22 protein-coding genes are annotated in these 21,820 nt (G+C 38.7%); 14 read left to right on the top strand and 8 right to left on the bottom strand.

Going from position 1 to position 21,820, the window contains the following annotated elements:
* Positions 1-43: 43 nt before the first annotated feature.
* A complete protein-coding gene (locus ADICYQ_RS20755; RefSeq protein WP_020890009.1) occupies positions 44-517 on the bottom strand; it encodes a YcxB family protein in 474 nt (157 codons plus the stop codon).
* Positions 518-994: 477 nt separating this feature from the next.
* On the opposite strand from ADICYQ_RS20755, the gene ADICYQ_RS20750 reads away from it, so the two are divergent.
* A complete protein-coding gene (locus tag ADICYQ_RS20750; RefSeq protein WP_020890007.1) occupies positions 995-1,216 on the top strand; it encodes a hypothetical protein in 222 nt (73 codons plus the stop codon).
* 3 nt (positions 1,217-1,219) lie between these two features.
* Here the strand turns inward: ADICYQ_RS20750 and ADICYQ_RS20745 are convergent, their stop codons facing one another.
* Complete coding sequence (locus ADICYQ_RS20745) at positions 1,220-1,636, bottom strand: Fur family transcriptional regulator (protein WP_020890006.1); 417 nt, start codon at positions 1,634-1,636, stop codon at positions 1,220-1,222.
* 116 nt (positions 1,637-1,752) lie between these two features.
* On the bottom strand, positions 1,753-3,528 hold the full coding sequence (locus tag ADICYQ_RS20740) for a sodium:solute symporter family protein (protein WP_020890005.1): 1,776 nt from the start codon (positions 3,526-3,528) through the stop codon (positions 1,753-1,755).
* Positions 3,529-3,825: 297 nt separating this feature from the next.
* On the opposite strand from ADICYQ_RS20740, the gene ADICYQ_RS20735 reads away from it, so the two are divergent.
* From ADICYQ_RS20735 to ADICYQ_RS20700, 9 genes are all read left to right on the top strand, one after another.
* A complete protein-coding gene (locus ADICYQ_RS20735; protein WP_020890004.1) occupies positions 3,826-4,896 on the top strand; it encodes a phosphotransferase enzyme family protein in 1,071 nt (356 codons plus the stop codon).
* Between the two features lie 18 nt (positions 4,897-4,914).
* Entirely contained in the window at positions 4,915-7,008 is a 2,094-nt protein-coding gene (gene recG / locus ADICYQ_RS20730) for an ATP-dependent DNA helicase RecG (protein ID WP_020890003.1), read from the top strand.
* Positions 7,009-7,094: 86 nt separating this feature from the next.
* The gene (locus tag ADICYQ_RS20725) at positions 7,095-7,931 is read left to right on the top strand and encodes an OmpA/MotB family protein (RefSeq protein ID WP_020890002.1); all 837 of its coding nucleotides are present in this window, start codon (positions 7,095-7,097) and stop codon (positions 7,929-7,931) included.
* An 8-nt stretch (positions 7,932-7,939) separates the two neighbouring features.
* Complete coding sequence (locus ADICYQ_RS20720; RefSeq protein WP_020890001.1) at positions 7,940-8,596, top strand: pseudouridine synthase; 657 nt, start codon at positions 7,940-7,942, stop codon at positions 8,594-8,596.
* A 76-nt stretch (positions 8,597-8,672) separates the two neighbouring features.
* Positions 8,673-9,644 (top strand): AAA family ATPase, encoded by a 972-nt coding sequence (locus ADICYQ_RS20715; RefSeq protein WP_020890000.1) that lies wholly within the window; start codon positions 8,673-8,675, stop codon positions 9,642-9,644.
* A 31-nt stretch (positions 9,645-9,675) separates the two neighbouring features.
* On the top strand, positions 9,676-10,080 hold the full coding sequence (locus ADICYQ_RS30895) for a hypothetical protein (RefSeq protein WP_438830485.1): 405 nt from the start codon (positions 9,676-9,678) through the stop codon (positions 10,078-10,080).
* The gene (locus tag ADICYQ_RS30890) at positions 10,047-10,715 is read left to right on the top strand and encodes a sensor histidine kinase (RefSeq protein ID WP_020889998.1); all 669 of its coding nucleotides are present in this window, start codon (positions 10,047-10,049) and stop codon (positions 10,713-10,715) included. The genes ADICYQ_RS30895 and ADICYQ_RS30890 overlap by 34 nt, the downstream gene beginning before the upstream one ends.
* Before the next feature lie 22 nt (positions 10,716-10,737).
* The gene (locus ADICYQ_RS20705) at positions 10,738-11,472 is read left to right on the top strand and encodes a LytR/AlgR family response regulator transcription factor (protein WP_020889997.1); all 735 of its coding nucleotides are present in this window, start codon (positions 10,738-10,740) and stop codon (positions 11,470-11,472) included.
* A gap of 129 nt (positions 11,473-11,601) precedes the next feature.
* Entirely contained in the window at positions 11,602-12,357 is a 756-nt protein-coding gene (locus tag ADICYQ_RS20700; protein ID WP_020889996.1) for a LytR/AlgR family response regulator transcription factor, read from the top strand.
* 9 nt (positions 12,358-12,366) lie between these two features.
* On the opposite strand, the gene ADICYQ_RS20695 is transcribed toward ADICYQ_RS20700, so the two are convergent.
* Positions 12,367-13,728 (bottom strand): PhoH family protein, encoded by a 1,362-nt coding sequence (locus ADICYQ_RS20695; RefSeq protein WP_020889995.1) that lies wholly within the window; start codon positions 13,726-13,728, stop codon positions 12,367-12,369.
* 379 nt (positions 13,729-14,107) lie between these two features.
* Between ADICYQ_RS20695 and ADICYQ_RS20690 the strand changes: the two genes are divergently transcribed.
* Both ADICYQ_RS20690 and ADICYQ_RS20685 read left to right on the top strand, forming a co-directional pair.
* Positions 14,108-14,641 (top strand): pyrophosphohydrolase domain-containing protein, encoded by a 534-nt coding sequence (locus tag ADICYQ_RS20690; protein ID WP_081652412.1) that lies wholly within the window; start codon positions 14,108-14,110, stop codon positions 14,639-14,641.
* A 232-nt stretch (positions 14,642-14,873) separates the two neighbouring features.
* The gene (locus tag ADICYQ_RS20685) at positions 14,874-15,422 is read left to right on the top strand and encodes an REP-associated tyrosine transposase (RefSeq protein WP_040417324.1); all 549 of its coding nucleotides are present in this window, start codon (positions 14,874-14,876) and stop codon (positions 15,420-15,422) included.
* 161 nt (positions 15,423-15,583) lie between these two features.
* Here the strand turns inward: ADICYQ_RS20685 and ADICYQ_RS30885 are convergent, their stop codons facing one another.
* Both ADICYQ_RS30885 and ADICYQ_RS20675 read right to left on the bottom strand, forming a co-directional pair.
* Positions 15,584-16,453 carry a hypothetical protein gene (locus ADICYQ_RS30885; RefSeq protein ID WP_020889991.1) on the bottom strand — a complete coding sequence of 290 codons (870 nt, stop codon included), beginning with the start codon at positions 16,451-16,453 and terminating at the stop codon, positions 15,584-15,586.
* 253 nt (positions 16,454-16,706) lie between these two features.
* Positions 16,707-18,890: a S9 family peptidase gene (locus tag ADICYQ_RS20675; RefSeq protein ID WP_020889990.1), complete on the bottom strand. Its 2,184-nt coding sequence runs from the start codon at positions 18,888-18,890 to the stop codon at positions 16,707-16,709.
* 310 nt (positions 18,891-19,200) lie between these two features.
* On the opposite strand from ADICYQ_RS20675, the gene ADICYQ_RS20670 reads away from it, so the two are divergent.
* Positions 19,201-20,196 (top strand): serine hydrolase domain-containing protein, encoded by a 996-nt coding sequence (locus ADICYQ_RS20670; RefSeq protein ID WP_020889989.1) that lies wholly within the window; start codon positions 19,201-19,203, stop codon positions 20,194-20,196.
* On the opposite strand, the gene ADICYQ_RS26310 is transcribed toward ADICYQ_RS20670, so the two are convergent.
* Both ADICYQ_RS26310 and ADICYQ_RS20665 read right to left on the bottom strand, forming a co-directional pair.
* Positions 20,168-20,365 (bottom strand): hypothetical protein, encoded by a 198-nt coding sequence (locus ADICYQ_RS26310; protein WP_051160309.1) that lies wholly within the window; start codon positions 20,363-20,365, stop codon positions 20,168-20,170. The two genes, ADICYQ_RS20670 and ADICYQ_RS26310, sit on opposite strands and share 29 nt — an antisense overlap.
* The gene (locus ADICYQ_RS20665) at positions 20,366-21,142 is read right to left on the bottom strand and encodes a type III pantothenate kinase (RefSeq protein ID WP_020889987.1); all 777 of its coding nucleotides are present in this window, start codon (positions 21,140-21,142) and stop codon (positions 20,366-20,368) included. It abuts the gene before it with no gap.
* Positions 21,143-21,271: 129 nt separating this feature from the next.
* On the opposite strand from ADICYQ_RS20665, the gene ADICYQ_RS20660 reads away from it, so the two are divergent.
* A complete protein-coding gene (locus ADICYQ_RS20660; protein WP_020889986.1) occupies positions 21,272-21,745 on the top strand; it encodes a GNAT family N-acetyltransferase in 474 nt (157 codons plus the stop codon).
* Positions 21,746-21,820 lie beyond the last annotated feature (75 nt).

The raw sequence follows: 21,820 nt of genomic DNA, 5'->3' as shown, positions 1-21,820 counted from the left end.
CTAAATATCTGCCCTTTTTATTATCAGTGATTTTGTAGAAGTCTTATGCTAAAAACCCTTTGCGTTTCAATATCGTCTCAACAAATTTTACTTCGTTTTGCGTGTTGAAAATTCTAAAAGGAAGGTGGATAAACTGAGCCTTAGACAAAACAAGGATATAGGCATCATCTTTTACCTGAGCCTCTTTTATCATTTCCCATTTAATAGGCATTCCCTGTTTGCTATTGATTTTCATAAGTACCTGACGACTGTCAATTTCATAAGAAAGCCGCTCAAACATTACCTTATTCTGCTCCATCTGGGTTACACCTGCAAACTGTATTACCCAAAAAAGCCAATACAAGGTGTAGGCCAATAAGGCCATGCTAATCCACCACCATGAGGGTATCCAAAAATAACCACAAGCAATGGCTATAGCGATCAATACCACCCACCACTGTTGTTTTAATATGTTTTTTAATCCCTGTTTGATATAGGTACCTGTTTCCAGTTTATATTTTTTTGTTTTTACGATCATTATCAATTATTCATTTTGCTGCGCAAATATCTTACCTTATCCATTAGATAGCAAGTTTATTGCCTATCCCTTTCTATTTTTTTATAATTTTTGCTGCCCATAAAGCCCTATCAGATGTCTCCAAGACAATTTTCCTCCATTTTGTGCCAAAGAAGATAATACCAAAAACTTACTAAAGCCCTTTCAATCCAACCTAAAACCACTTGAATACATCCATTATGGTTTCAAATCCATGTGAAATACTACCCTTTTTATAAATAAAGGTGAAATCAATCTTCATCTTCCTCCACCAGCAATATAACTCCCCTATTACGGAGCCTTTAATCAAGTATTCAGCTTGTCAAATTGTTATGAAGAAAAACCGCTTCTTAGCCACTTTAATTCAACTAAGAATCCAATATAACAGATTAAACCTCAGACCAACGAGTTGATTTATTCAAATTATTATTGTAACTTATTGGTTAAACATTCGATATGATGAATAGCCTGGTGATAGATTTGATTTTATGTGGTGTAGCCTACGTGGTATTGATATACTTTGTGGCCACACTTACTAGGTCTAAAATCAAACGAAACCGGAAAAACAATGATGAAGATGGTGATGGCGGAGTAGAAGACAATACACCACCTGTTATAGATTTACCACCAGGTATCGTTTGGCCTTCAGATGAGAAGGAAAAGAAACCAATAGCCTTTTAATTTTTATTTGCACTTGTTGCAAATTCCCTGAATCAATAAATTCATTTCCCTTAGCTCATAGCCTTTCGGTAGTGATACCTTTGGGAGGGAAATTTCATCCAAACAACTTGTATTCCCACACTTCTCACATTTGAAATGTACATGCTCGTGATCATGGTGAGGGACATCTGAACTATGGTTGCACAGTGCATATTTGGCAGCCCCAGTATCGTCCAGCACTTTATGAACAAGGTCATTCTCCAAAAACGTTTTCAGCGTTCTATAAATAGTTACCCTATCAAAATTATCCTTTAATGCATCTTCAAGGTCAGCATGAGACAAGGCTATTTTCCTGTTAAGAAAAGTTGAAAGCACATCTCTCCTGCAACTGGTTACTCTTAGGTTATTGTCTTTTAATATTTCAGCCGTTTTATTAGCCATAAGTTTTCTTTTGGAATGACTTAAATATTCAACTGCTATAAGGGTGTTCCAACTATTAATAAGTGGAAACACCCTTTATTTCTGGTCATAATCTGTAAAAAGCAATCCCTTTAGGATTACCTCATTTTTTTCCAACCTTTATAAACTAGCACACCACCAGCAATTGTAATAGCTGTAGCAATGATAGCAGGTATTGTTTCGCCATAAATCCAGAACCCTACACCAAATAAAGCCGAGAAGACCATAATTGAAGCTATCAGCATCAATCCTATTTCCATAGGCAGTTGACCAACTTCTTCTTTTACCTCAGGGTGTTTGATCAATAATTTTTTCCAACCATAAGATGCTGGCCTTACTTTTTTATAGAAAGCCACTAGTACTTCATCATCCTCTGGTTTGGTCAATAAGGTTACAGACACCCAAGTAATCGTTGTTATAGATACACCCAAAAGTAATTTCAGGTAACCCATGTCTTCCGGTATAGGCCAAAAGCCTAATTTGTTGTGAATTGACTCAAAATAAATCGCCACTATAAAGGAAACGATCATTGCAGAGATTTCAGTATAAGCATTTATTCTCCACCAAAACCAACGTAAGATAAATATCAAACCTGTACCTGCACCAATCTGTAACAGGATATTGAAAGCTTCAAGGGCATTGGAAAGCACTGTGGCCAATAATGCGGCAAGCAACATAAGCCCAACGGTAGAAATTCTACCAACAGCAACAAGTTCTTTGTCAGAAGCCTCTGGCTTAATAAATCTAGCGTAAAAATCGTTAACTACATAAGAGGAACCCCAGTTAAGGTGTGTTGACAAGGTAGACATTACTGCGGCGATCAACGATGCTAACACAATCCCAATAAGCCCCTTAGGAAGGAAGGTAAGCATTGCAGAGTAAGCTAAATCATCTCCAAGCTTGCTCTCTTCAATATGAGGAAAAGCCGCCTGCATATCACTCAACTGAGGGAAAAGAATGAGGGAAGACAAAGCAATAATAATCCAAGGCCAAGGTCGAATGGCATAATGGGTGATGTTAAACAACAATGTTGCACCAATCGCATTTTTCTCATCTTTGGCTGATAACATTCGTTGAGCGATATAACCTCCACCACCTGGCTCTGCACCTGGGTACCATGTAGCCCACCACTGTATGGCCAAAGGCATTATAAATAAAGGTATCAATACGTTCCAATCACTAAAGTCTGGAATGATATTTAGTTTACCCACTACATTTGGATGTGTCAACAATGCATCAAGACTTCCAATTTCAGGCAAGGTAACAATATAAATGGCTGCACCGAAGGCACCAGCCATGGCGATGAAAAACTGAAAAAAGTCAGTAAGCAAAACACCTTTTAAACCTCCCAAAGAACTATAAAACACAGTAACCACAGAGACAATCAAAAGCGTTTCAATCGAACTAAGCCCTAGCATCACGCCAAAGATCTTAATCGCAGCAAGGGAAACCGTTGCCATGATCACCACATTGAAAAAGACACCCAGATACAAAGCCCTAAATGCTCTTAAAAAAGCAGCGGCTTTACCTCCATACCTAAGTTCATAAAATTCTAAGTCAGTAGTGACTTCAGATCTTCTCCAAAGTTTTGCGTAAACAAAGACTGTCAACATCCCTGTCAATAGGAAAGCCCACCAAACCCAGTTACCTGAAACACCATTTTTTCTAACAATATCGGTTACCAAATTGGGTGTATCTGCTGAAAAGGTAGTAGCCACCATACTAACACCTAATAACCACCATGGCATATTCCTTCCGGAAAGGAAGAATTCTTTAGCGTTTTTACCCGCTGTTTTAGAGGCGTATACCCCTATTAGCATGGAAATAATAAAAAATGCAATGATTATTGCCCAATCAAGGATTGAAATATTCATGATGAAGTATTTATATTTTAATTTTTTCGAATAATGGCTATAAACTAACTTTTCAACCTTCGAGTAAGAAGAAAATTTTTCTAAATAAATAAAACTTTTTCAATTATTTTAATTAATTCCTTTAAATATTTGTGGAACGGGAAGTATTTACCCTTTTAAAGTGTTTCAAAAGACTACAAAGGTAAATATAAACCCTTTCAATAATATATAATTTAAAAGTATTGTAAATTTACCCTTTGGAAATGCCAAAGGGCCAACTTAAATCTCTTTAGCTTCTAAGAACTTCGAATTATTACTATGAAAGATACAATATTGGATGCGCTCAAAGCTGCCTATAAGTTAGATGCAGACAACCTGATTGCCAATAGGTTTGGCTCGGGACATATCCATAAAACGTACAAGGTGGAAAGCAGCACCCAGTCCTTTATATTACAGGAATTTAATGATACCGTTTTTAAATACCCAGAACGGATTTCAAATAACCTGGGCTACCTACTTGATAATTTTGACCCTGCCAACATTCCTTTTGTATTGCCCCTCCCTATTCCCAACATTGATGGGGGCCTATTTACAGAATTGGATGGAGGCCTATACAGGCTTTTTCCCTTCGTCAATGGTGTAACCAGAGATGATATTGACTATAAAGAGCAGGCAAGCAAAGCAGCGGAAGCCTTTGCTCATTTTGTACTGGTCTTTTTACCTACAGATTCCAACAAACTTCAGGATACCATTCAGGATTTCCATCACCTCGGATGGCGCTATAGTCAATTTGATGCCGCATTAAAAGCCCCAGCCATTGAAATAGATGAGGAAACCAGAGAGATGATTGCCTATTATGAAACGCGCAAGGATTTACTCGAACAATATGGGATTTACCGTAATAAGTTACCACTCAGGGCAACCCATAATGACACCAAGATAAACAACCTGATCTTTAGTGAAGACTTGAAGAAAGTCAATGCAGTAATAGATCTGGATACCATTATGGCCGGTTTCGTGTTCTATGATTTTGGAGACCTTGCCCGCACAGTGGCCTGTACCAGAGATGAATCTTCTTTAGACTGGGGAAAAATAAAGATCGACATGGTCAAATATGAAGGACTTCTTGAAGGTTTTTATACCGTCCTTGCGGGGCATGTTACTGAGGAAGAGTTAAACTCTCTGTCATTTGGCGCTGAAATGATGACACTTATCATGGGCCTTCGCTTTCTAACGGACCACCTCCAGGGAAACACTTATTATCAAGTAGATTACGTGGAACAAAATCTTCACCGATCAAAAAATCAAGCAGAATTGTTGACGGCTTTTATGGAAAAAAGAGAGGAGATCAAAACGCTTGAAACGAATCTAAAGAGAAAATTTCTGTGAAGCATTAAATAGTAAGACTTGTCTGGATTCTTTGATACTAAAATTGAATACCTGAAAGGAGTAGGCCCTCAAAAAGCAGCTTTGATCAATAAGGAGTTGGATATTTTTACCTTCGGTGAAATGCTACAGCACTATCCTTTCAGGTATGAGGACAGGACAAAATTTTATAAGATTAGCGACATCCGATCAGACATGCAACAGGTGCAGTTGATCGGATCGATCTACTCCATGGAGACTATCGGTGATGGCAGAAAAAAGCGTCTGGTAGCTCAGTTTCGGGATGAAACAGGCGCAATAGAATTGACTTGGTTCAAAGGCATACAATGGGTAAGCAAAAGACTGGTAAAAGGTGCCCCAATGATCGTTTTCGGAAAACCACAGCAGTTTGGAAGAAAAATAAGCATTGCCCATCCTGAACTTGAACCCCTCACCAATAAGCAGGAAAAGGAAGTTAACTTTCAGCCGGTCTATCCAACCACTGAAAAATTGCGAAGCAGGTACCTTGACAGCAAAGGTTTGTCCAAAATATTAGAGACCTTGCTCCCTCTGGTACTTCCAAAGGTACCCGAAACCCTGCCCTTTTCTCTTTGCCAATCGCTGAGCTTAGAGCCCAAACCTATAGCCCTAAAAGAAATTCACTTTCCTTCCGGCCATCAGGCATTAAAAAAAGCCCTCTATCGCCTAAAGTTTGAAGAATTCTTTTTCTTACAATTGCGGCTGCTAAAAATGAACCTGACCAGAACCGAAACATTCAGGGGAAAAGTTTTGGACAAAACAGGACTATTAACAAAGTTTTACAAGGAATTTTTGCCTTTTGACCTTACAAATGCCCAAAAAAGAGTCATTAGAGAAATATACAACAACCTGAAATCTGGCTTACAAATGAATCGATTGGTTCAGGGAGATGTTGGTTCGGGCAAAACCATAGTTGCATTTATTTGTCTTTTGGTAGCGGTGGATTCAGGTTTTCAAACCTGCCTAATGGCTCCAACCGAAATCCTGGCCACACAGCATTACGAAGGATTAAAAGATTTTTCCGAAAAAATGGGGCTAAAGATTGCTCTACTGACAGGCTCTACAAGCAAAAAAAATCGTGCGATTATTCATGAAGCATTAAAATCAGGAGAACTCAATTTACTGGTAGGAACCCATGCCCTCTTAGAAGATGTGGTGGTATTCAAACAGTTAGGCCTGGCTATCATCGATGAACAACATCGATTTGGAGTAGCCCAAAGAGCCAAGTTATGGGGAAAGAACACTGACTTTTACCCACATGTGCTCGTGATGACCGCCACACCAATCCCTAGAACCCTTGCCATGACGGTATATGGCGATCTGGATATTTCTGTAATTGATGAAATGCCTGCAGGAAGAAAACCCATCCAAACAGTGCACAGGTATGACAAGGACAGGCTTAAGGTCTTTGGCTTTTTGAAAAAAGAAATTGAAAAGGGCCGTCAGGTCTATATTGTCTACCCCTTGATTGAAGATTCTGAAAAAATGGACCTCAAAAGTTTAATGGATGGCCATGAAAGCATTTGTCGGGCATTCCCAAATCTACCTATAGGTATACTTCATGGCAACATGAAACCCGTTGACAAGGATTTTGAGATGAATAGGTTTGTAAAAAATGAGACGAAAATCATGGTTGCAACCACTGTCATAGAAGTTGGAGTAAATGTCCCGAATGCCTCTGTTATGGTAATAGAGAACGCAGAAAGATTTGGCCTCTCACAGTTACACCAGTTGAGAGGACGCGTAGGAAGGGGTTCGGACCAATCCTACTGTGTATTAATGAGCAAATACGAATTGAGCAAAGACAGTAGGGTACGCCTTGATACCATGGTGAGAACCAATGATGGATTTGAGATCGCAGATGTAGACCTAAAGCTAAGGGGACCTGGTGATTTAGCTGGCACTCAACAATCAGGCATTACGGATTTAAAAATTGCAGATATTGGTAGAGACAGTGAGATTCTGGTTCAGGCCCGGGCGTCTGCCCAATCCATTTTGGAAAAAGACCCTCATCTTAACAGTCAGGAAAATAAGCCAATAGCAGATCAGTTGTCGCGGTTGAAAAAGAATGAAATGAATTGGAGCAGGATTTCTTGAACTATTTGGTCGAAAAAGCGATGTTTTCAGCAGAAGCCCTTAAATTGGTATGTTTTTCGTTACAGGTTTCTTAAAACTAGACAATTATGTGGAACAAGATAATTTTTCGAAGTATCGTACTATTGATTCCTTTATGGTATTCATGCGTACCCCAAAAGAAATACAACGAAGTAAATATAAGGAATGCAGAAATGATGCGTTCATTGAGGGAGACTGAAAATAACCTGGACAGTACCAATAACAGTCTTGAGGACTTTAAGGCAAAGGCCGAAAAGCTGCAAGAGGAAATAGCTACCTATAAAAGCAAAAACGCTGCCCTTGATGCCAAGCTTGACAGGGCCATTGCTACCTCTTCCTCTGTTCAACAAGAGCTTTCTGCAAAAGACCAGCGCATGGTGGAGCAGCAGGAAAGGTTAGATCTATTACAAAGTCTACTGGATGAGCAAAAAGCGGTGATGGAAAGCTTGAAAACCACAATTGACAAAGCGCTGGTTCAATACCGGTCAGATGAGTTGCAGGTATATGAACAGGATGGTAAATTGTACGTCTCTTTACAGGACAAGTTATTGTTTCCATCGGGGAGTGCCACTGTTAATAAAGATGGCAAAGAGGCCCTCAGTAAATTAGCTGTCGTGATCAATAACAGTCCTGACATACAAATATTAGTCGAAGGACATACAGACAATGTTCCTATACGTGGTAAATTTGAAGACAATTGGGCCTTGAGTACTGCCAGAGCTACTGCGATTGTGCGTATTTTAACCAACTCTTATGATGTAGTTCCCGAGCGGGTGACTGCGGCAGGAAGAAGTTTCTACTATCCAAAGACCTCAAATGAAACAGCTGAAGGAAGGGCAAAAAACAGGAGGACTGAAATCATTCTTACCCCTCAATTAAACGAACTATTCCAATTGTTGCGGTAAAAGAAATTATGGCACTTAGTTATTACATTGTTTATAAGCCTTTTGGTGTTTTGAGTCAATTTAGCGGAGAAGGAAATACGCTGGGCATGCTTAGTGATTTCCCATCCGATGTTTACCCTGTCGGTAGGCTGGACAAGGACAGCGAAGGTTTATTGCTACTGACCAATGACACCCGGTTAAACCATTTATTACTTGATCCGAATTATTCCCATGAACGAACCTATTGGGTTCAGGTAGAAGGGGAAATAACGGATCAAGCCTTGAAAGATCTCGAGTCGGGAGTAGAAATTTCAGTAAATAAAAAAATACACAAAACCCTTAAAGCAAAGGCCGAACGACTTAAGGATGTGGCGCGCTTATTACCAGAACGAGATCCGCCCATTCGGTTTAGAAAAAATGTACCTGATTCCTGGATAGCCATTACTCTCAAAGAGGGGAAAAATCGACAGGTAAGAAAAATGACGGCGGCAGTAGGCTTTCCAACCCTTCGCCTGGTGAGGTGGTCATTAGAAGGATTAAGCATTAAAGGATTTGGGGTAGGTGATGTTAGGCTTCTGGATGGCACTACACTTTACCCTACTTTGGGCATTTCAGGTAAAGGACAAACCAGTGAGGGCATAAAAAAGCCTCAATATCAAAAAACGAAAAAGAAGAAAAGGTACTAAATTGCGATAAAGAATGAATTGTTCTAATTTAGGCTTCTTATAGGCAAAAAATAAATAGAAATTTCAAATATCCATTATGCATCAGGAGAAGATAAAGGAAGTAATTAATGAAGTAAAAAAAGTTGTAGTTGGGCAAGAAAAAATGGTCAACAGGCTCTTAATTGGACTATTTACAAATGGTCACATTTTATTGGAGGGAGTGCCCGGTCTAGCCAAAACTTTGACCGTAAATACCCTATCAAAAGTACTTCACCTGGACTTTAAGCGTATCCAGTTTACCCCAGATCTATTGCCAGCTGATCTGATCGGGACCATGATTTACAATCAATTGAATGCTAATTTTGAGGTAAAGAAAGGCCCCATCTTTTCGAATATTGTTTTGGCTGATGAGATTAACAGGTCTCCTGCCAAGGTACAATCCGCCTTACTTGAAGCCATGCAGGAAAAACAGGTTACCATTGGTGAGACTACTTTTCCACTTGACAAACCATTTCTGGTATTGGCCACTCAAAACCCTGTAGATCAGGAAGGAACTTACCCATTACCTGAAGCCCAGGTAGATAGGTTTATGATGAAGGTAAATATTGATTATCCTACGAAATCTGATGAGTTAGAAGTCATGAGAAGAATGACCAATGCTAACTTCACCTCAGAGGTCAACCCAGTTTTGGGTAAAGAAGATATTTTTGCCATAAGAAATGCCATTAATGACGTACAGATAGCGGAAGCATTGGAAAACTATATTATCGAAGTGGTCTTTTCTACCAGGTATCCTGAAAAATATGGCATGCACGAAGAAGCGAAATACATCCAATTCGGTGCTTCACCAAGGGCTTCAATAAACCTAAACCTCGCAGCCAAAGCAAATGCTTTTATGCAAGGAAGAGATTATGTATTACCTGAAGACATCAAAGAAATTGCTGAAGATGTTCTTAACCACAGGATAATCTTAAATTATGAGGCAGAGGCAGACGGTGTCAGCACACGTGATTTGATCAATAAAATTCTTGACAAAATACCTTTAAACAAAACAGTCGCAATTCAGTAAAAACTAAGGTGCAGCTGGAAGAAGGGTTTGAATGAATAAATACAAGTTATATTGGTTGTTACAAATTTTCGGTTGGCTAAGCTTTGCTTTGGTCAACCTGTTTTTTGTATCTATGGCCCGAGGGATTACTCCGATTCAAATTGGAGCCTATATTTCTTTGGCCATTTTCTATTTTGTATCTACCCACTTTTTTCGATACTTAATTAAAAACAAAAGTTGGCTGGAGTTCCCAATTGCCAAACTTATAAGCCATGTTTTGATCGCTGTTTTGATTCTAGGAGTTCTGAATACGATCTCTCAAATCCTCATCAACTGGATCTTCGGCACCCTACATGTTCCTCAGGATTTCAGCCCTTTGGTTATAATAGTAAACCTATTTACAAGCTTTCTTTATTACTCTTTGTGGGCCTTGTTGTATTTTCTTTTTATTTTCTAGACAATTACAACTCCAGTCTTCAATACCAGGCAAGGATTAATGAGATTAAGCTTATCCACCTACGCAATCAATTAAACCCCCACTTTATTTTCAATGCCCTGAACAGTGTCCGGGCTTTGGTAGATGAAGACCCAATCAAAGCCAAATCTGCCATCACCCAATTGTCTAATATTTTGAGGTATTCCCTGGTAGTAGACAAGCACAAGACCATTTCCTTAGCGGATGAAATGAAGACAGTTAAGGATTACTTGAACCTAGAATCCATTCGGTTTGAGGAAAGGTTAAAGGTAATATATGATGTAGAGCCCAAGACCAATCAATACAGAATCCCACCGATGATGCTTCAGACCATAGTGGAAAATGGCATTAAACATGGGATTTCAAATTTGATGAAAGGTGGACTAATTGAGATAAAATGTACCGTCGGATTGCTGGATGATTTATACATCTGGGTAAGGAACAGTGGTCAGTTAAAACCATCTGGATCTACCAAGAAAAAAGGGGAGGGACACGGTATTGCAAATACCATTCAACGGTTAAAACTTATTTTTGGAACCAAGGCTTCATTCAAGATTTTCAATTATGGAAATGAATTTGTGGTGACAGAAATAAAAATACCGAAACAAAAAGGTTAATTTAGAGGAAAATATAGATATTATGCGCGTATTAGTAGTAGATGATGAAAGATTGGCCAGAAAAGAGCTTATCAGCTTACTCAGCCAAAATGACAACATAGAAATTCTCGGCGAAGCACCAAATGTAGATGAAGCCAAAGAAAAGATAGAATCCCTACAGCCTGATGTAGTTTTTTTAGATATTCAAATGCCAGAGAAAACTGGTTTTGATCTTCTTGAGGAATTGGACTATGTTCCTTTGGTCGTATTTATTACCGCTTATGATGAATTTGCGCTACAGGCTTTTCAGGTAAATGCACTCGACTATTTACTGAAGCCAATTGAACCGGAAAGATTAACCGAGACCTTAAAAAAGCTTGAGAAAAAACTTGAGGAATTAAAGAAAGAGGACGAATTCACAACTGATGCTCCTAAAGACAAGCTTGCTTTAAACGACCAGGTCTTTGTTAAAGATGGAGATAAATGTTGGTTTGTAAAATTGGCGAATGTTCGACTTTTTGAATCTGACGGGAATTATATCAAGGTATATTTTGAAAAAAATAAGCCTATGATTCACAAGTCACTTAATGCGCTTGATGAAAGATTGGACGAGAAATCCTTCTTTAGAGCAAGTAGAAAACATATTATAAACCTAAGTTGGGTAGAAACTATAGAACCCTGGTTCAATGGCGGTTTGGTAGTAACACTCAAAGGCGGAGAACGAATAGAGGTAAGTAGAAGGCAGGCCGCCAGGTTCAAAGATCTAATGAGTCTGTAGCTTTAAAACTAAAATAGTACAATTAAATGATCAGTTAATTGTTTATTCTGTGCTTTTATTTGTATTTTAATTTGTAGATTTCGTTACAGCACTGAAACTATTATTTTTCAATTACAAAACAGTTTAGAAATGAAAGAAGAACGGATACTGATCGTTGAGGATGATGTAAACATTTCCGAAAATATTGAAGAAATTTTACAACTTTTAGGTTATGTAAACATAGACATTGCCAATTCTGCAAATCAGGCCATCAAAGTGGTGAAAAAATACCGCCCTGACATGGTATTTATGGATATCAAGTTAAAAGGCGATAAGGATGGAATAGAATTGGGCGAAATAATCCAGCAAATGGTGGATGCTCCAATAGTTTATGTTACATCATATAGTGATCCAGCCATTATAGAAAGGGCCAAGAGAACACATCCTGCAGGATTTATTGTCAAGCCTTTCAACAGCAATGACATCCATGCAATGGTGGAAATTGTACTTTACAATCAAAGAACAAGACCTACTACCTCTGAAGGCGCATCTTCCAAAATAGCGGAAAGCCCCTACCTTGTGGTAGACGCCGTTTATATCAAAGCAGACAATAGTTTTGAAAGGGTAGATTACAGCGATATCTATTATGTCGAGGCCAATGGTAACATGGTAACCATCTTCTCCAAAAACAGAAACTTTACGATCCGGAAATCAATGAAGGATATGGAAGAGAAATTACCTTCCAATTTATTTTTGAGGGTTCAAAAATCTTACATCGTTCAATTGGCTCAAATAGAAAGCTTCAATACCAAAGAGATCAACCTGAGAACAGGCGATATAGTACAAGTAGGAAGACAATATTACAATAGCTTCCTGGCGAAACTCAACACCATAACTGAGAGTTAAGCTACTATTTTAAAGCAACTCATTAGCGAGATTGGCCAATTCAGACCTTTCTCCTTTTTCCAATTTAATGTGGGCATAAAGAGGATGATTCCTTGCTCTGTCTATGAGGTAGGACAAGCCATTACTCTGGCTATCCAGGTAAGGTGTGTCAATTTGAAAAACATCACCGGTGAAAACTATTTTCGTGTTTTCACCGGCCCTACTTATAATGGTTTTTACCTCATGAGGCGTTAAGTTCTGCGCTTCGTCTACGATAAAGAAAATATTAGACAATGAACGGCCACGAATATAGGCAAGCGGCTGAATGACCAGTTTCTCCTGATTGATCATATCCGTGATGCGCTGGTACTCCTTATCACTTTCCTGGTATTGGTTTTGGATAAACTTCAAATTGTCCCAAAGCGGCTCCATATAAGGATTTAACTTTGATTTGATGTCGCCTGGCAAGTATCCTATGTCCTTGTTGCTTAGAGGAACAATAGGTCTTGCTAAAAATATCTGCTTGTAATCTTTGCGCTGCTCCAAAGCACCCGCAAGAGCCAAAAGCGTCTTTCCTGTTCCTGCTACACCCTGAATGGTCAGAAGTTTAATTTCCGGATCCAAAATAGCATGAAGGGCAAAAGCCTGTTCGGCATTTTTTGGACTGATATTGTACGCAATTGATTTAGAAATCCTAGAAAAAAGGTTTTGTTCAGCTTGATAAAAAGCAAGTATAGAGGCGTTGCTTTCCACTCCTTTCAGAATATAAAAAGTATTGTTTTCTGGTAGTTTTTTCCTTCTTTTTCCAAAAACTTCTTGGCCTTCAAGTACGCCTTTTTCGTAAAGGTTATTTATTATTTCATTGTCTAAATTGTCAATTAAGCCTTTCCCCGTATTTTCTATTTCACTTATATTCTTGATTTTGCCCGTTTCATAATCTTCAGCAGCAATATCCAATGACTTGGCTTTAAGTCTTAGGTTAATGTCCTTGCTGACAAGGACTACCTTTCTGTTTTTTTCGGTCTCCTTTAAGCTTAGTGCGGCATTTAGAATTCTATGATCATTCTTTTCCTCCCCAAAAATCTCATTTGCATTGAGCTTATTGTCGGAATTCATCATTATTTTAAAGGACCCTTTACCTTTTCCATTTAAAGGGGTCCAATGTTGAATCATATGGTCTTTGGAGAGCTTGTCCAAAAGCCGAATAAATTCTCTGGACTCAAAGTTTTTAGTATCGTTCCCTTTCTTAAACTGATCCAACTCTTCCAATACTGTAATGGGAATGACTACATCATGCTCAGCAAAATTCAGAATAGAGTGGTGGTCATATAGAATAACCGAGGTATCAAGCACAAAAATTTTCGAGGCACTACTTGTTGTTTTTTTCAACATAAGGCTTATCTGAAAGTAAAAGTCTGCTAATAATAATTATTTTAATTTAAAATGCTTCAATAATGGCAATGAAAATTAATGCTTGAATGAAGGATAATTTCAGCCGAAACCATAAGAGACTAATAAACTGTGGTTTACGAACAGCTTATAACAATAATAAAATCGAAAGACTTTCCAACGCCAGGACAAATGCTGAACCTGCCGACAATTGACTACACCTAATTAACTGAAACGGTACTTAAATGGCTTTTTAAAGCTTACTTCCTTATTCGAATTTAAGAGTGAGCTATGATCCAAAATGTTTTTTATTCATTTTATCAGGATTTGATTGTTTTCATTAGCAGACCTTTTTTCTTTGGTGCTGAAAAACAATTTTATCATGAAAGATCCCCAAACTTTAACAGCTGTAGCCCGTTTTCACCAAACTTTCAAACATCCTATACTACCCTCTCCGGTAATACCAGAGGCCAATAGGTGCAAACTTCGGGTATCCTTAATAGCCGAAGAACTAAAAGAATTGGAAGAAGCAATTGCCAATGATGACTTGGTAGAAGTTGCTGATGCGCTCTGTGATATACAGTATGTACTGTCCGGTGCTGTATTGGAATTTGGCTTAGCAGATAAATTCAAAACCCTTTTTGACGAGGTGCAACGATCCAATATGAGCAAAGCTTGTGAAAATGAAAAGGAAGCCATGGATACTGTAGCCCATTACGAAAGTAAAGGCACGAACTGCTACTATATAAAAACAGACGATGTCTACTTGGTTTATCGCAAGGAAGACAATAAAACGCTTAAATCAATTAACTACTCCCCTGCTGATCTAGCGACAATTTTAAAAACCCTTAACCATTCACTTTTCATTGAACCGGCAATAGTTTCCATACTGTTGTCGGGATTTTATCCTCTATAAGCATCATTTTTGCTGTGACCACAGGATACCAATAAGGCCAAAGTGATCTATTGATTGGCTAAACAGTAAGGTTTCCTTACTGGTCGAAGTTTGAGCGATAGCGGTAACTTCGTCCTATCTTGTCGAAAGTTTTCAACTTGAGTGGGTCAAAACATCAATATTTTCACTAAATTATAATAGTTTGAAACCTCATTGCTAAAGTTAATTTCAAAAATCTAGACATGATCGTTTTATGGGCAGAAAATATGTTTTCCATGATTCTCGTGAACTTTATTTTGTAAGTTTTGCCACCGTTAACTGGATAGATGTATTTACGAGAAAATTATACTTCGAAATTATCGTAGATTCTCTGATTTTTTGTAGCAAAAACAAAGGACTAGAATTGTATGCTTGGTGCATAATGCCTAGCCATGTTCACCTTATCATTAGTTCTGAAAACAATATCCTATCGGACATTTTAAGGGACTTGAAGCGGCATACCTCCAAAGCTTTGTTAAAATCGATTGCCGAAAACCCAAAAGAAAGCAGAAAAGAATGGATGCTTTGGATGTTTGGCAGAGCAGGCAAAAGAAACGCCAACAACGAAAAATTTCAATTCTGGCAACAAAGCAACCACCCTATAGAAATTTCTAATGCAAAAATGCTGAAACAGCGATTGGATTACCTCCATCAAAACCCTGTAGAAGCCGGACTGGTAGCATTACCTGAACATTTCCAATATAGCAGTGCCATAGACTATGCAGGTGAGAAGGGAATTATACCTATTATTTTTGCTACCTGAATATTGGTTATGAAAGTTGAAAACTTTCATCATATTAGGTCTAAGTTACGCTCCGCTAAACTTAAACCAGTAGGGACAATCCTTTTGTTTTTACTGGTCGAAGTTTGAGCGATAGCGGTAACTTCGTCCTATCTTGTCGAAAGTTTTCAACTTGAGTGGGTCTATTTACGCTCTGCTAAACTTAAACCAGAAAAGGTAAATCCTGTATTATTTTTTCTCCCTGAAATCTGTAGGAGACAGTCCCTCTTGATTTTTAAAGAACCTACTAAACGATTGTATGTCCTGAAAGCCCAATTCATAGCCAATCTCCGAAACATCCTTATCGGTGTAATACAACATCCTACGTGCTTCAAGTACAATTCTTTCCTGAATGACCTGCAAGGGTGTTTTCTCACATAACTTTTTGAAGGTGTTGGAAATGGTTTTAGGGGCTTTAAATAGCAATTCTGAATATTCAGCCACAGTATGTTTTTCCCTAAAATGCATTTCCACCAAAAATTAAATTCCCTAAACAAATCATTTTGTTTGGGCGTAGGGCTTTCATGAAATTTTTGCCTCTTGAAAATACGGGTACACAGAATAAGTATCCTTTTAAGCATCATCTGAAGCATCTCTAATTGAAGGTCATCCTTCATTTCAAATTCCAATACGGCCATTTTCCAGGCAGTTTCCAATATTTCCAGTTCCTTGTCTTCTGCCTTTATTATGGGCGGAGTCGCAGCTCCATAATACAACACCCCTTTGCAACTGACCTCACTGTCGTGATCCAAAATGCAATAAAACTGTCGGTTGAACCTTAATAAATTGATGGAATTGATTTTCTCATATTCTAGTTTGTTGAGCTGGGACAAGCTTAGCAGTTCATTTTTATGGAAAGTATAAGGAATACCATCTATCAGCAGTTTGTTATTGTCTGAGGTAAACCAGATCAATTTCAAAACCTCCGGTTGACTTTCTAACAGGTGTTTACAGTTAGAAGAGTCAATGGATTGAATTTCAAAATATTCGTTTTGCTTGCCTGTATATATCATCTTTGGTAAATAACCCTACTTTGTACTCTTTTCCTTTACTGGTCGAAGTTTGAGCGATAGCGGTAACTTCGTCTCATCATGTCGAAAGTTTTCAACTTGAGTGGGTTTACAACATACTTATCACTCCAAATAAAAAAACTGAATTAAACCTTATAATTTACCACCTGAGGCTAGTTTATGAAAGTTGAAAACTTTCTCATTTTAGATCTAAGTTACGCTTTGCTAAACTTAGACCAGAGGCAACAATTTCAACTTACAATTTGTCCTTCACATAATTGGTCAACATTTTATACAGGTGCCAGGTGGTATTTCCACCGTGTATCCCGTGATTTCTATTGGGATAGTAAAAACTGTCAAACTGCTTGTCTGCAGCGATAAGTGCATCCACCAACGCAACACTGTTTTGAAAGTGAACATTGTCATCGCCCGTCCCATGTACCAACAGAAAGTTGCCATTGAGCTTGTTTACATGATTGATAGGACTGAAGTCATCGTATCCGGCAGGGTTTAACTGAGGGGTCTGTAAAAAGCGCTCGGTATAAATGGTGTCATAGTACCTCCAGGTAGTTACCGGTGCTACTGCCATTGCTGTTTTGAAAGTTTCATTGCCGATCATCAGTGCCAGCGAAGACATGTATCCCCCATAAGACCATCCCCATATCCCAATCCGGCTTGCATCTACATAGGGCAGTTCTGCAAGGTACTTCGCCCCTGCGATTTGATCTTCTGTCTCCAGTTTTCCCAACTGATTGTAGGTGCTGTGCTTAAAGTCCCTTCCTCTTCCTCCGGTACCTCTATTGTCTATGCACACCACGATATATCCCTCAGTTGCCAGGTGCTGGTGCCACCAGTCACGGGTACTTCCCCAGTTGTTCATTACATTCTGAGAACCTGGACCGCCATACACATACATGAGCACAGGATAGGTTTTCGACGGGTCGAAAGTCACAGGTTTTATCATAAAGCCATTCAGACTGGTGTCATCTATGGTTTTAAAGTCAAAAAATTCTTTGGGGAGAAAGGCATATTCCTGCATTTTTTCCTGAAGGGCTTGATTGTTTTCGAGAACCTTTACCTCTTTTCCATTTTTATCATACAAGACCGTTTGCAGGGGTAGCGAAACGGTGCTGTAAGCATCAATGTAATATTGCTGATCAGGACTCATATTAATGGAATGAGTGCCTTCCTGTGGACTAAGTAGCTTTTTCTTTTTCCCATTTAAATTGATGGAATAAAAATGTCTCTCCAGTGGAGACTGTTCGGTAGACACATAGTATACTTTCCCTGCTTTGCTGTCTACAGCCACCAATTCAGTTACTTCCCATTCACCTTTGGTAATTTGACGGATTAGCTTTCCTTCCAGATCATATTGATAGACATGTTTAAAACCATCTTTTTCGGAGGTGCCAATAAATCCTTCTCCATCGGGAAGAAAGAGAAAATTGTCATTATAATCCATGTCCACATAGCTGGCTGCTGTTTCAGAAAGAATGTTTTTTGTTTGTCCTGTTTGGCTGTCTGCAAACAAGATATCCATCTGATTTTGCAGTCTATTCAAGCGAATAATGGCAAGTGTTTGGTTGTCGGCTGCCCAATACATTCTGGGCAGATAAATGTCTGTATCTGCACCAGTATCCACAGTTTGCGTCTGCTCATTTTCCAGGTGGTAGATTTGAATACTTACAACTGCATTCTTCTCCCCAGCCTTAGGATATTTAAAATGCTCATCTTCCGGATACAAAGCTCCCCATTTTTGCATGTTAAAGACAGGCACTTCTCTTTCATCAAAGCGTATATAGGCCAGTTTATTGCCATCATTGGACCAGAAAAAGGTCTTGGACATAGAGAATTCCTCTTCATAAACCCAATCCGCAGCACCGTTGATAATTGCATTCTTGGCACCATCCGTGGTCACTTGCACCTTAACATCCGTCTGTAGGTCCAAATAGTAGAGGTTGTTCTCCTTTACATAGGCGACTTTCTGATTGTCCGGCGAAAGGGTGGCATAGGAAATTTTATCCCCGTTTTCCAATTCTTTTAGAGTGCCTGTTTTCAAGTCAAGCAAATGATAGGTTGCTTTGGTCGATCTCCGATAAATGGGTTCCACCTCTGATTCCAGCAGGGCCATGCTCTCCTCCGGGTTGAAGGCATAATTGCTAAAATTAAGCCCCAATTCCCGACCATCAATCAACACATCACTTTCCTCACCGGTAGCCACATTTATTTTCACTACCTGTGAAAAACCTACCACAGTTTTTAAACTACTGTAATATTTGCCATCCTTCATCCAGTTGATGCCTTGAACGGTTTTAGGTGCAAAAACCTGGTCTTTTATTACCGCCTCAAGTGTTAATTTTTTATTATCCTGTGCCAATCCACTAGTTGTAAAGAGTAAGACAAAAGCCAAAAAGGCCTGTATTTTAAGGTATCGTTTCATATTTTTCTCCTTTTAGCCAGATGCACGAAAGACATTCCAGCTGATATGATGACCAAAGGTAATTAAACGGTGATTACTTTAAAAACCGCCAACATTCCAATAGGTTCTTGAAGTGATATTGTAAAGTCATCTCGGTTATTTCCTGGAAAGGTTCTCAGTAGTCCTACAACAAAATACTATGCCCTACTTTTAAAACTAAACACAAGTAAACACCTGATGTTTAAATATTTACCATCCGATTTATTTTTCAATCCTCAGACAATCAGAAATTATTTTATTATCTTAACATCCCAACACTCGATAAGCTCTCATGTTGAAATTAAAAACTCTTGTTCTAATAGTACTTATTGGTTTTGGCTGCGAAGAAAAACCAGTAGCTGTTAACTTTCAGCAGGGTTATCATGGGAAAATTACTGAAGGGCAATCAAAATTAATCCATACGGAAGCAAAAGGGTTTTTTAACCAAACCCAGCTTTCCATAGCAATAATAAAGAATGGACAGCCGGAATTTTATGGCATAAAAATAGAAAATGACACCTTGATCTCAGTAGAAAACCAGGATCGCGTCTTCGAAATTGGATCTATCTCAAAGGTCTTTACTGCCACATTACTGGCAGACTTAAGTCTCGAAGGCAAGCTAAATCTCAATGACCCTGCGAGTAAATATCTGCCATGGAAACTGAAAAATGAGCCGAAATTCACTCTGCAACAACTTTCCAACCACAGCTCAGGATTACCCAGACTCCCTGATAATCTGATCCTTTCAGAAGTGGATATTAGCAATCCCTACAAAGATTATGGTGAAAAAAAATTAGGCTTTTATCTCACAGAACAGCTAGAACTAAAGCAGAATCCAGGACTAAAATTTGAATATTCAAATTTGGGAGTAGGTCTATTGGGTTATATTCTTACCAAGATAGATTCTTCCAGCTATGAGGAAATGTTGCAAAGGAGAATTACCCAACCATTGCAAATGGAGTCCACGACTATCGAAAGAGAAAAGGTATTGAATCAACTTGTCAAAGGTCTAGACGTGGAAGGTCAAGTTACTCCCAATTGGGATTTAAATGTTTTGGAAGGTGCTGGAGCTATTTTATCCAGTACACAGGATCTGACTAAGTTTGCGCTGGCCCAATTCAAGCCAGACAATCAGGAGATAACACTTACACATAAGAAAACATTTTCTATTACCCCTTATGAAAAAGCGATTGGACTAGGCTGGATGATTGAAAATAAAAAGAAGGCAAATGGTTGTGGCATGGTGGCGGAACAGGCGGTTACACTTCTTCTTTCACCTTGGATTTAGAAAGGAAAAATGCCGTAATTATTCTATCCAATGTATCTGCATTTTCAGAAAATGCGATAAACATTTCAAATCTAGGTTCACGGTTAATGGAAATCATCGAAGATTGAATCAGTTTCCCCATGTTTCCTTCCCTTGGCTTTCCTAAACAGGCCACCAATAAGAAATGCACTCAATGATCCAAATTAAGCTTTGTGATTGCATAAATCCCTTTCAATGTCAGGTTGACATCCACATTATTAAACCTATCTCCCAAATGCCCCATCAATGAAGACATGCCCCCAGTTACGACCACCTGATAATTACAATTGGTTTCCATTTCAATGGCCTCCACCATTCCCTTTACCAACCCTGAATAACCATAAAATATTCCCGCCTGAATGGCATGAACGGTATCTTTGCCCAATGCTGATTCAGGCAATTTTAATTCAACTTTTGGAAGTTTCGCTGTGTTGGTAAACAGCGAATTGATTGCCGTTTTTATACCTGGGACAATGTTCACACCTATCACTTCTCCCTTTTTATCTACCACACAGAAAGTTAAAGCCGTACCAAAATCTACAATGATACAAGCGGAACTAAATCTCAAATAAGCAGCAGTAATGTTGGCCATCAGATCAGTACCTATTTCTGTCGGGTTCATTGCCTTAACAGGAAGCAAACCATAACTGCTTTCATTGATCACATAAGGTGCTTTGCGAAAGAAACCAAGACACAAGCGCGTCAATACTGGCAACAAGTCTGGAACAACAGTACTCAATCCGATTTGATCTATTTTTTCTGCAGTCCAATTTTTCTCTAGAAAAAAGAGGGCAAGGTTTTTTTCCAGGTCATATACTTTCATCCCTTTCTTGGTGGGAATACGAAGCTCTTCTTCCCAAGAATCATCTGCTTCCTGATAGAAACCAAACACAATATTAGAATTGCCTGCATCGATGGATAAAAACATAGTTCGTTGAATTTAGTGTCAAAGATAAAAATAGTAAGTAAAGCAGTTATTAGGAATCTGCGAATAATATTTTCGAGAAAGGCCAGACCGGTTAAAGGTAAAGTTGCTCAATTTTATTAATTTCAAGTTATGTATACTGTAAGAAAAGGAAAAAAAGAAGACTTGCCAGCTATTCTTGATTTGATCAAAGAACTGGCCCTTTATGAGAAAGCACCTGATGAAGTGACCAATACACTTGAAATGATGGAAAAAGACGGATTTGGCCCTGAACCTGTATTTGGCTTTTTCGTTGTCGAGAAAGGGGAAGAGAAAACCATAATCGGAACAGCCATATATTATTACCGCTACAGCACCTGGAAAGGTAAACGCTTGTATTTGGAAGATTACATTATCACCGAAAAAGAGCGAGGAAAAGGTGCTGGGAAATTGCTTTTCGAAAGGGTACTCGCCAAATCTTTGGAAGATGGTTGTACTGGAATGATGTGGCAGGTATTGGACTGGAATGAACCAGCGATAAATTTTTACAAAAAATACGGCGCCAGTATGGAAGAGGAATGGATCAACTGCAATCTTCAGTCCGAAGAAATTCGAGCGCTTATTTAAACGTGTGTTTCTTAGTAATACTCAGAATAGCCTAAGGCAATTGTGCCTGAGCTAAAGGACTGCCTAATGGTTACG

Origin of the sequence: Cyclobacterium qasimii M12-11B, from assembly GCF_000427295.1 — a bacterium.
Classification (GTDB): Bacteria; Bacteroidota; Bacteroidia; order Cytophagales; family Cyclobacteriaceae; genus Cyclobacterium; species Cyclobacterium qasimii.
This window is presented reverse-complemented; position numbering and strand designations above follow the sequence as displayed.

Coding starts and splice junctions, on each gene's coding strand:
- ADICYQ_RS20735 (WP_020890004.1), top strand. CDS start 3,826: ATGAAAGATACAATATTGGATGCGCTCAAAGCTGCCTATAAGTTAGAT.
- ADICYQ_RS20705 (WP_020889997.1), top strand. CDS start 10,738: ATGCGCGTATTAGTAGTAGATGATGAAAGATTGGCCAGAAAAGAGCTT.
- ADICYQ_RS30895 (WP_438830485.1), top strand. CDS start 9,676: ATGAATAAATACAAGTTATATTGGTTGTTACAAATTTTCGGTTGGCTA.
- ADICYQ_RS20685 (WP_040417324.1), top strand. CDS start 14,874: ATGGGCAGAAAATATGTTTTCCATGATTCTCGTGAACTTTATTTTGTA.
- ADICYQ_RS20675 (WP_020889990.1), bottom strand. CDS start 18,890: ATGAAACGATACCTTAAAATACAGGCCTTTTTGGCTTTTGTCTTACTC.
- ADICYQ_RS20720 (WP_020890001.1), top strand. CDS start 7,940: ATGGCACTTAGTTATTACATTGTTTATAAGCCTTTTGGTGTTTTGAGT.
- ADICYQ_RS20750 (WP_020890007.1), top strand. CDS start 995: ATGAATAGCCTGGTGATAGATTTGATTTTATGTGGTGTAGCCTACGTG.
- ADICYQ_RS20670 (WP_020889989.1), top strand. CDS start 19,201: ATGTTGAAATTAAAAACTCTTGTTCTAATAGTACTTATTGGTTTTGGC.
- ADICYQ_RS20695 (WP_020889995.1), bottom strand. CDS start 13,728: ATGTTGAAAAAAACAACAAGTAGTGCCTCGAAAATTTTTGTGCTTGAT.
- ADICYQ_RS20725 (WP_020890002.1), top strand. CDS start 7,095: ATGTGGAACAAGATAATTTTTCGAAGTATCGTACTATTGATTCCTTTA.
- ADICYQ_RS20665 (WP_020889987.1), bottom strand. CDS start 21,142: ATGTTTTTATCCATCGATGCAGGCAATTCTAATATTGTGTTTGGTTTC.
- ADICYQ_RS20715 (WP_020890000.1), top strand. CDS start 8,673: ATGCATCAGGAGAAGATAAAGGAAGTAATTAATGAAGTAAAAAAAGTT.
- ADICYQ_RS20690 (WP_081652412.1), top strand. CDS start 14,108: ATGAAAGATCCCCAAACTTTAACAGCTGTAGCCCGTTTTCACCAAACT.
- ADICYQ_RS20745 (WP_020890006.1), bottom strand. CDS start 1,636: ATGGCTAATAAAACGGCTGAAATATTAAAAGACAATAACCTAAGAGTA.
- ADICYQ_RS20660 (WP_020889986.1), top strand. CDS start 21,272: ATGTATACTGTAAGAAAAGGAAAAAAAGAAGACTTGCCAGCTATTCTT.
- ADICYQ_RS30885 (WP_020889991.1), bottom strand. CDS start 16,453: ATGATATATACAGGCAAGCAAAACGAATATTTTGAAATTCAATCCATT.
- ADICYQ_RS20755 (WP_020890009.1), bottom strand. CDS start 517: ATGATCGTAAAAACAAAAAAATATAAACTGGAAACAGGTACCTATATC.
- ADICYQ_RS20700 (WP_020889996.1), top strand. CDS start 11,602: ATGAAAGAAGAACGGATACTGATCGTTGAGGATGATGTAAACATTTCC.
- ADICYQ_RS20740 (WP_020890005.1), bottom strand. CDS start 3,528: ATGAATATTTCAATCCTTGATTGGGCAATAATCATTGCATTTTTTATT.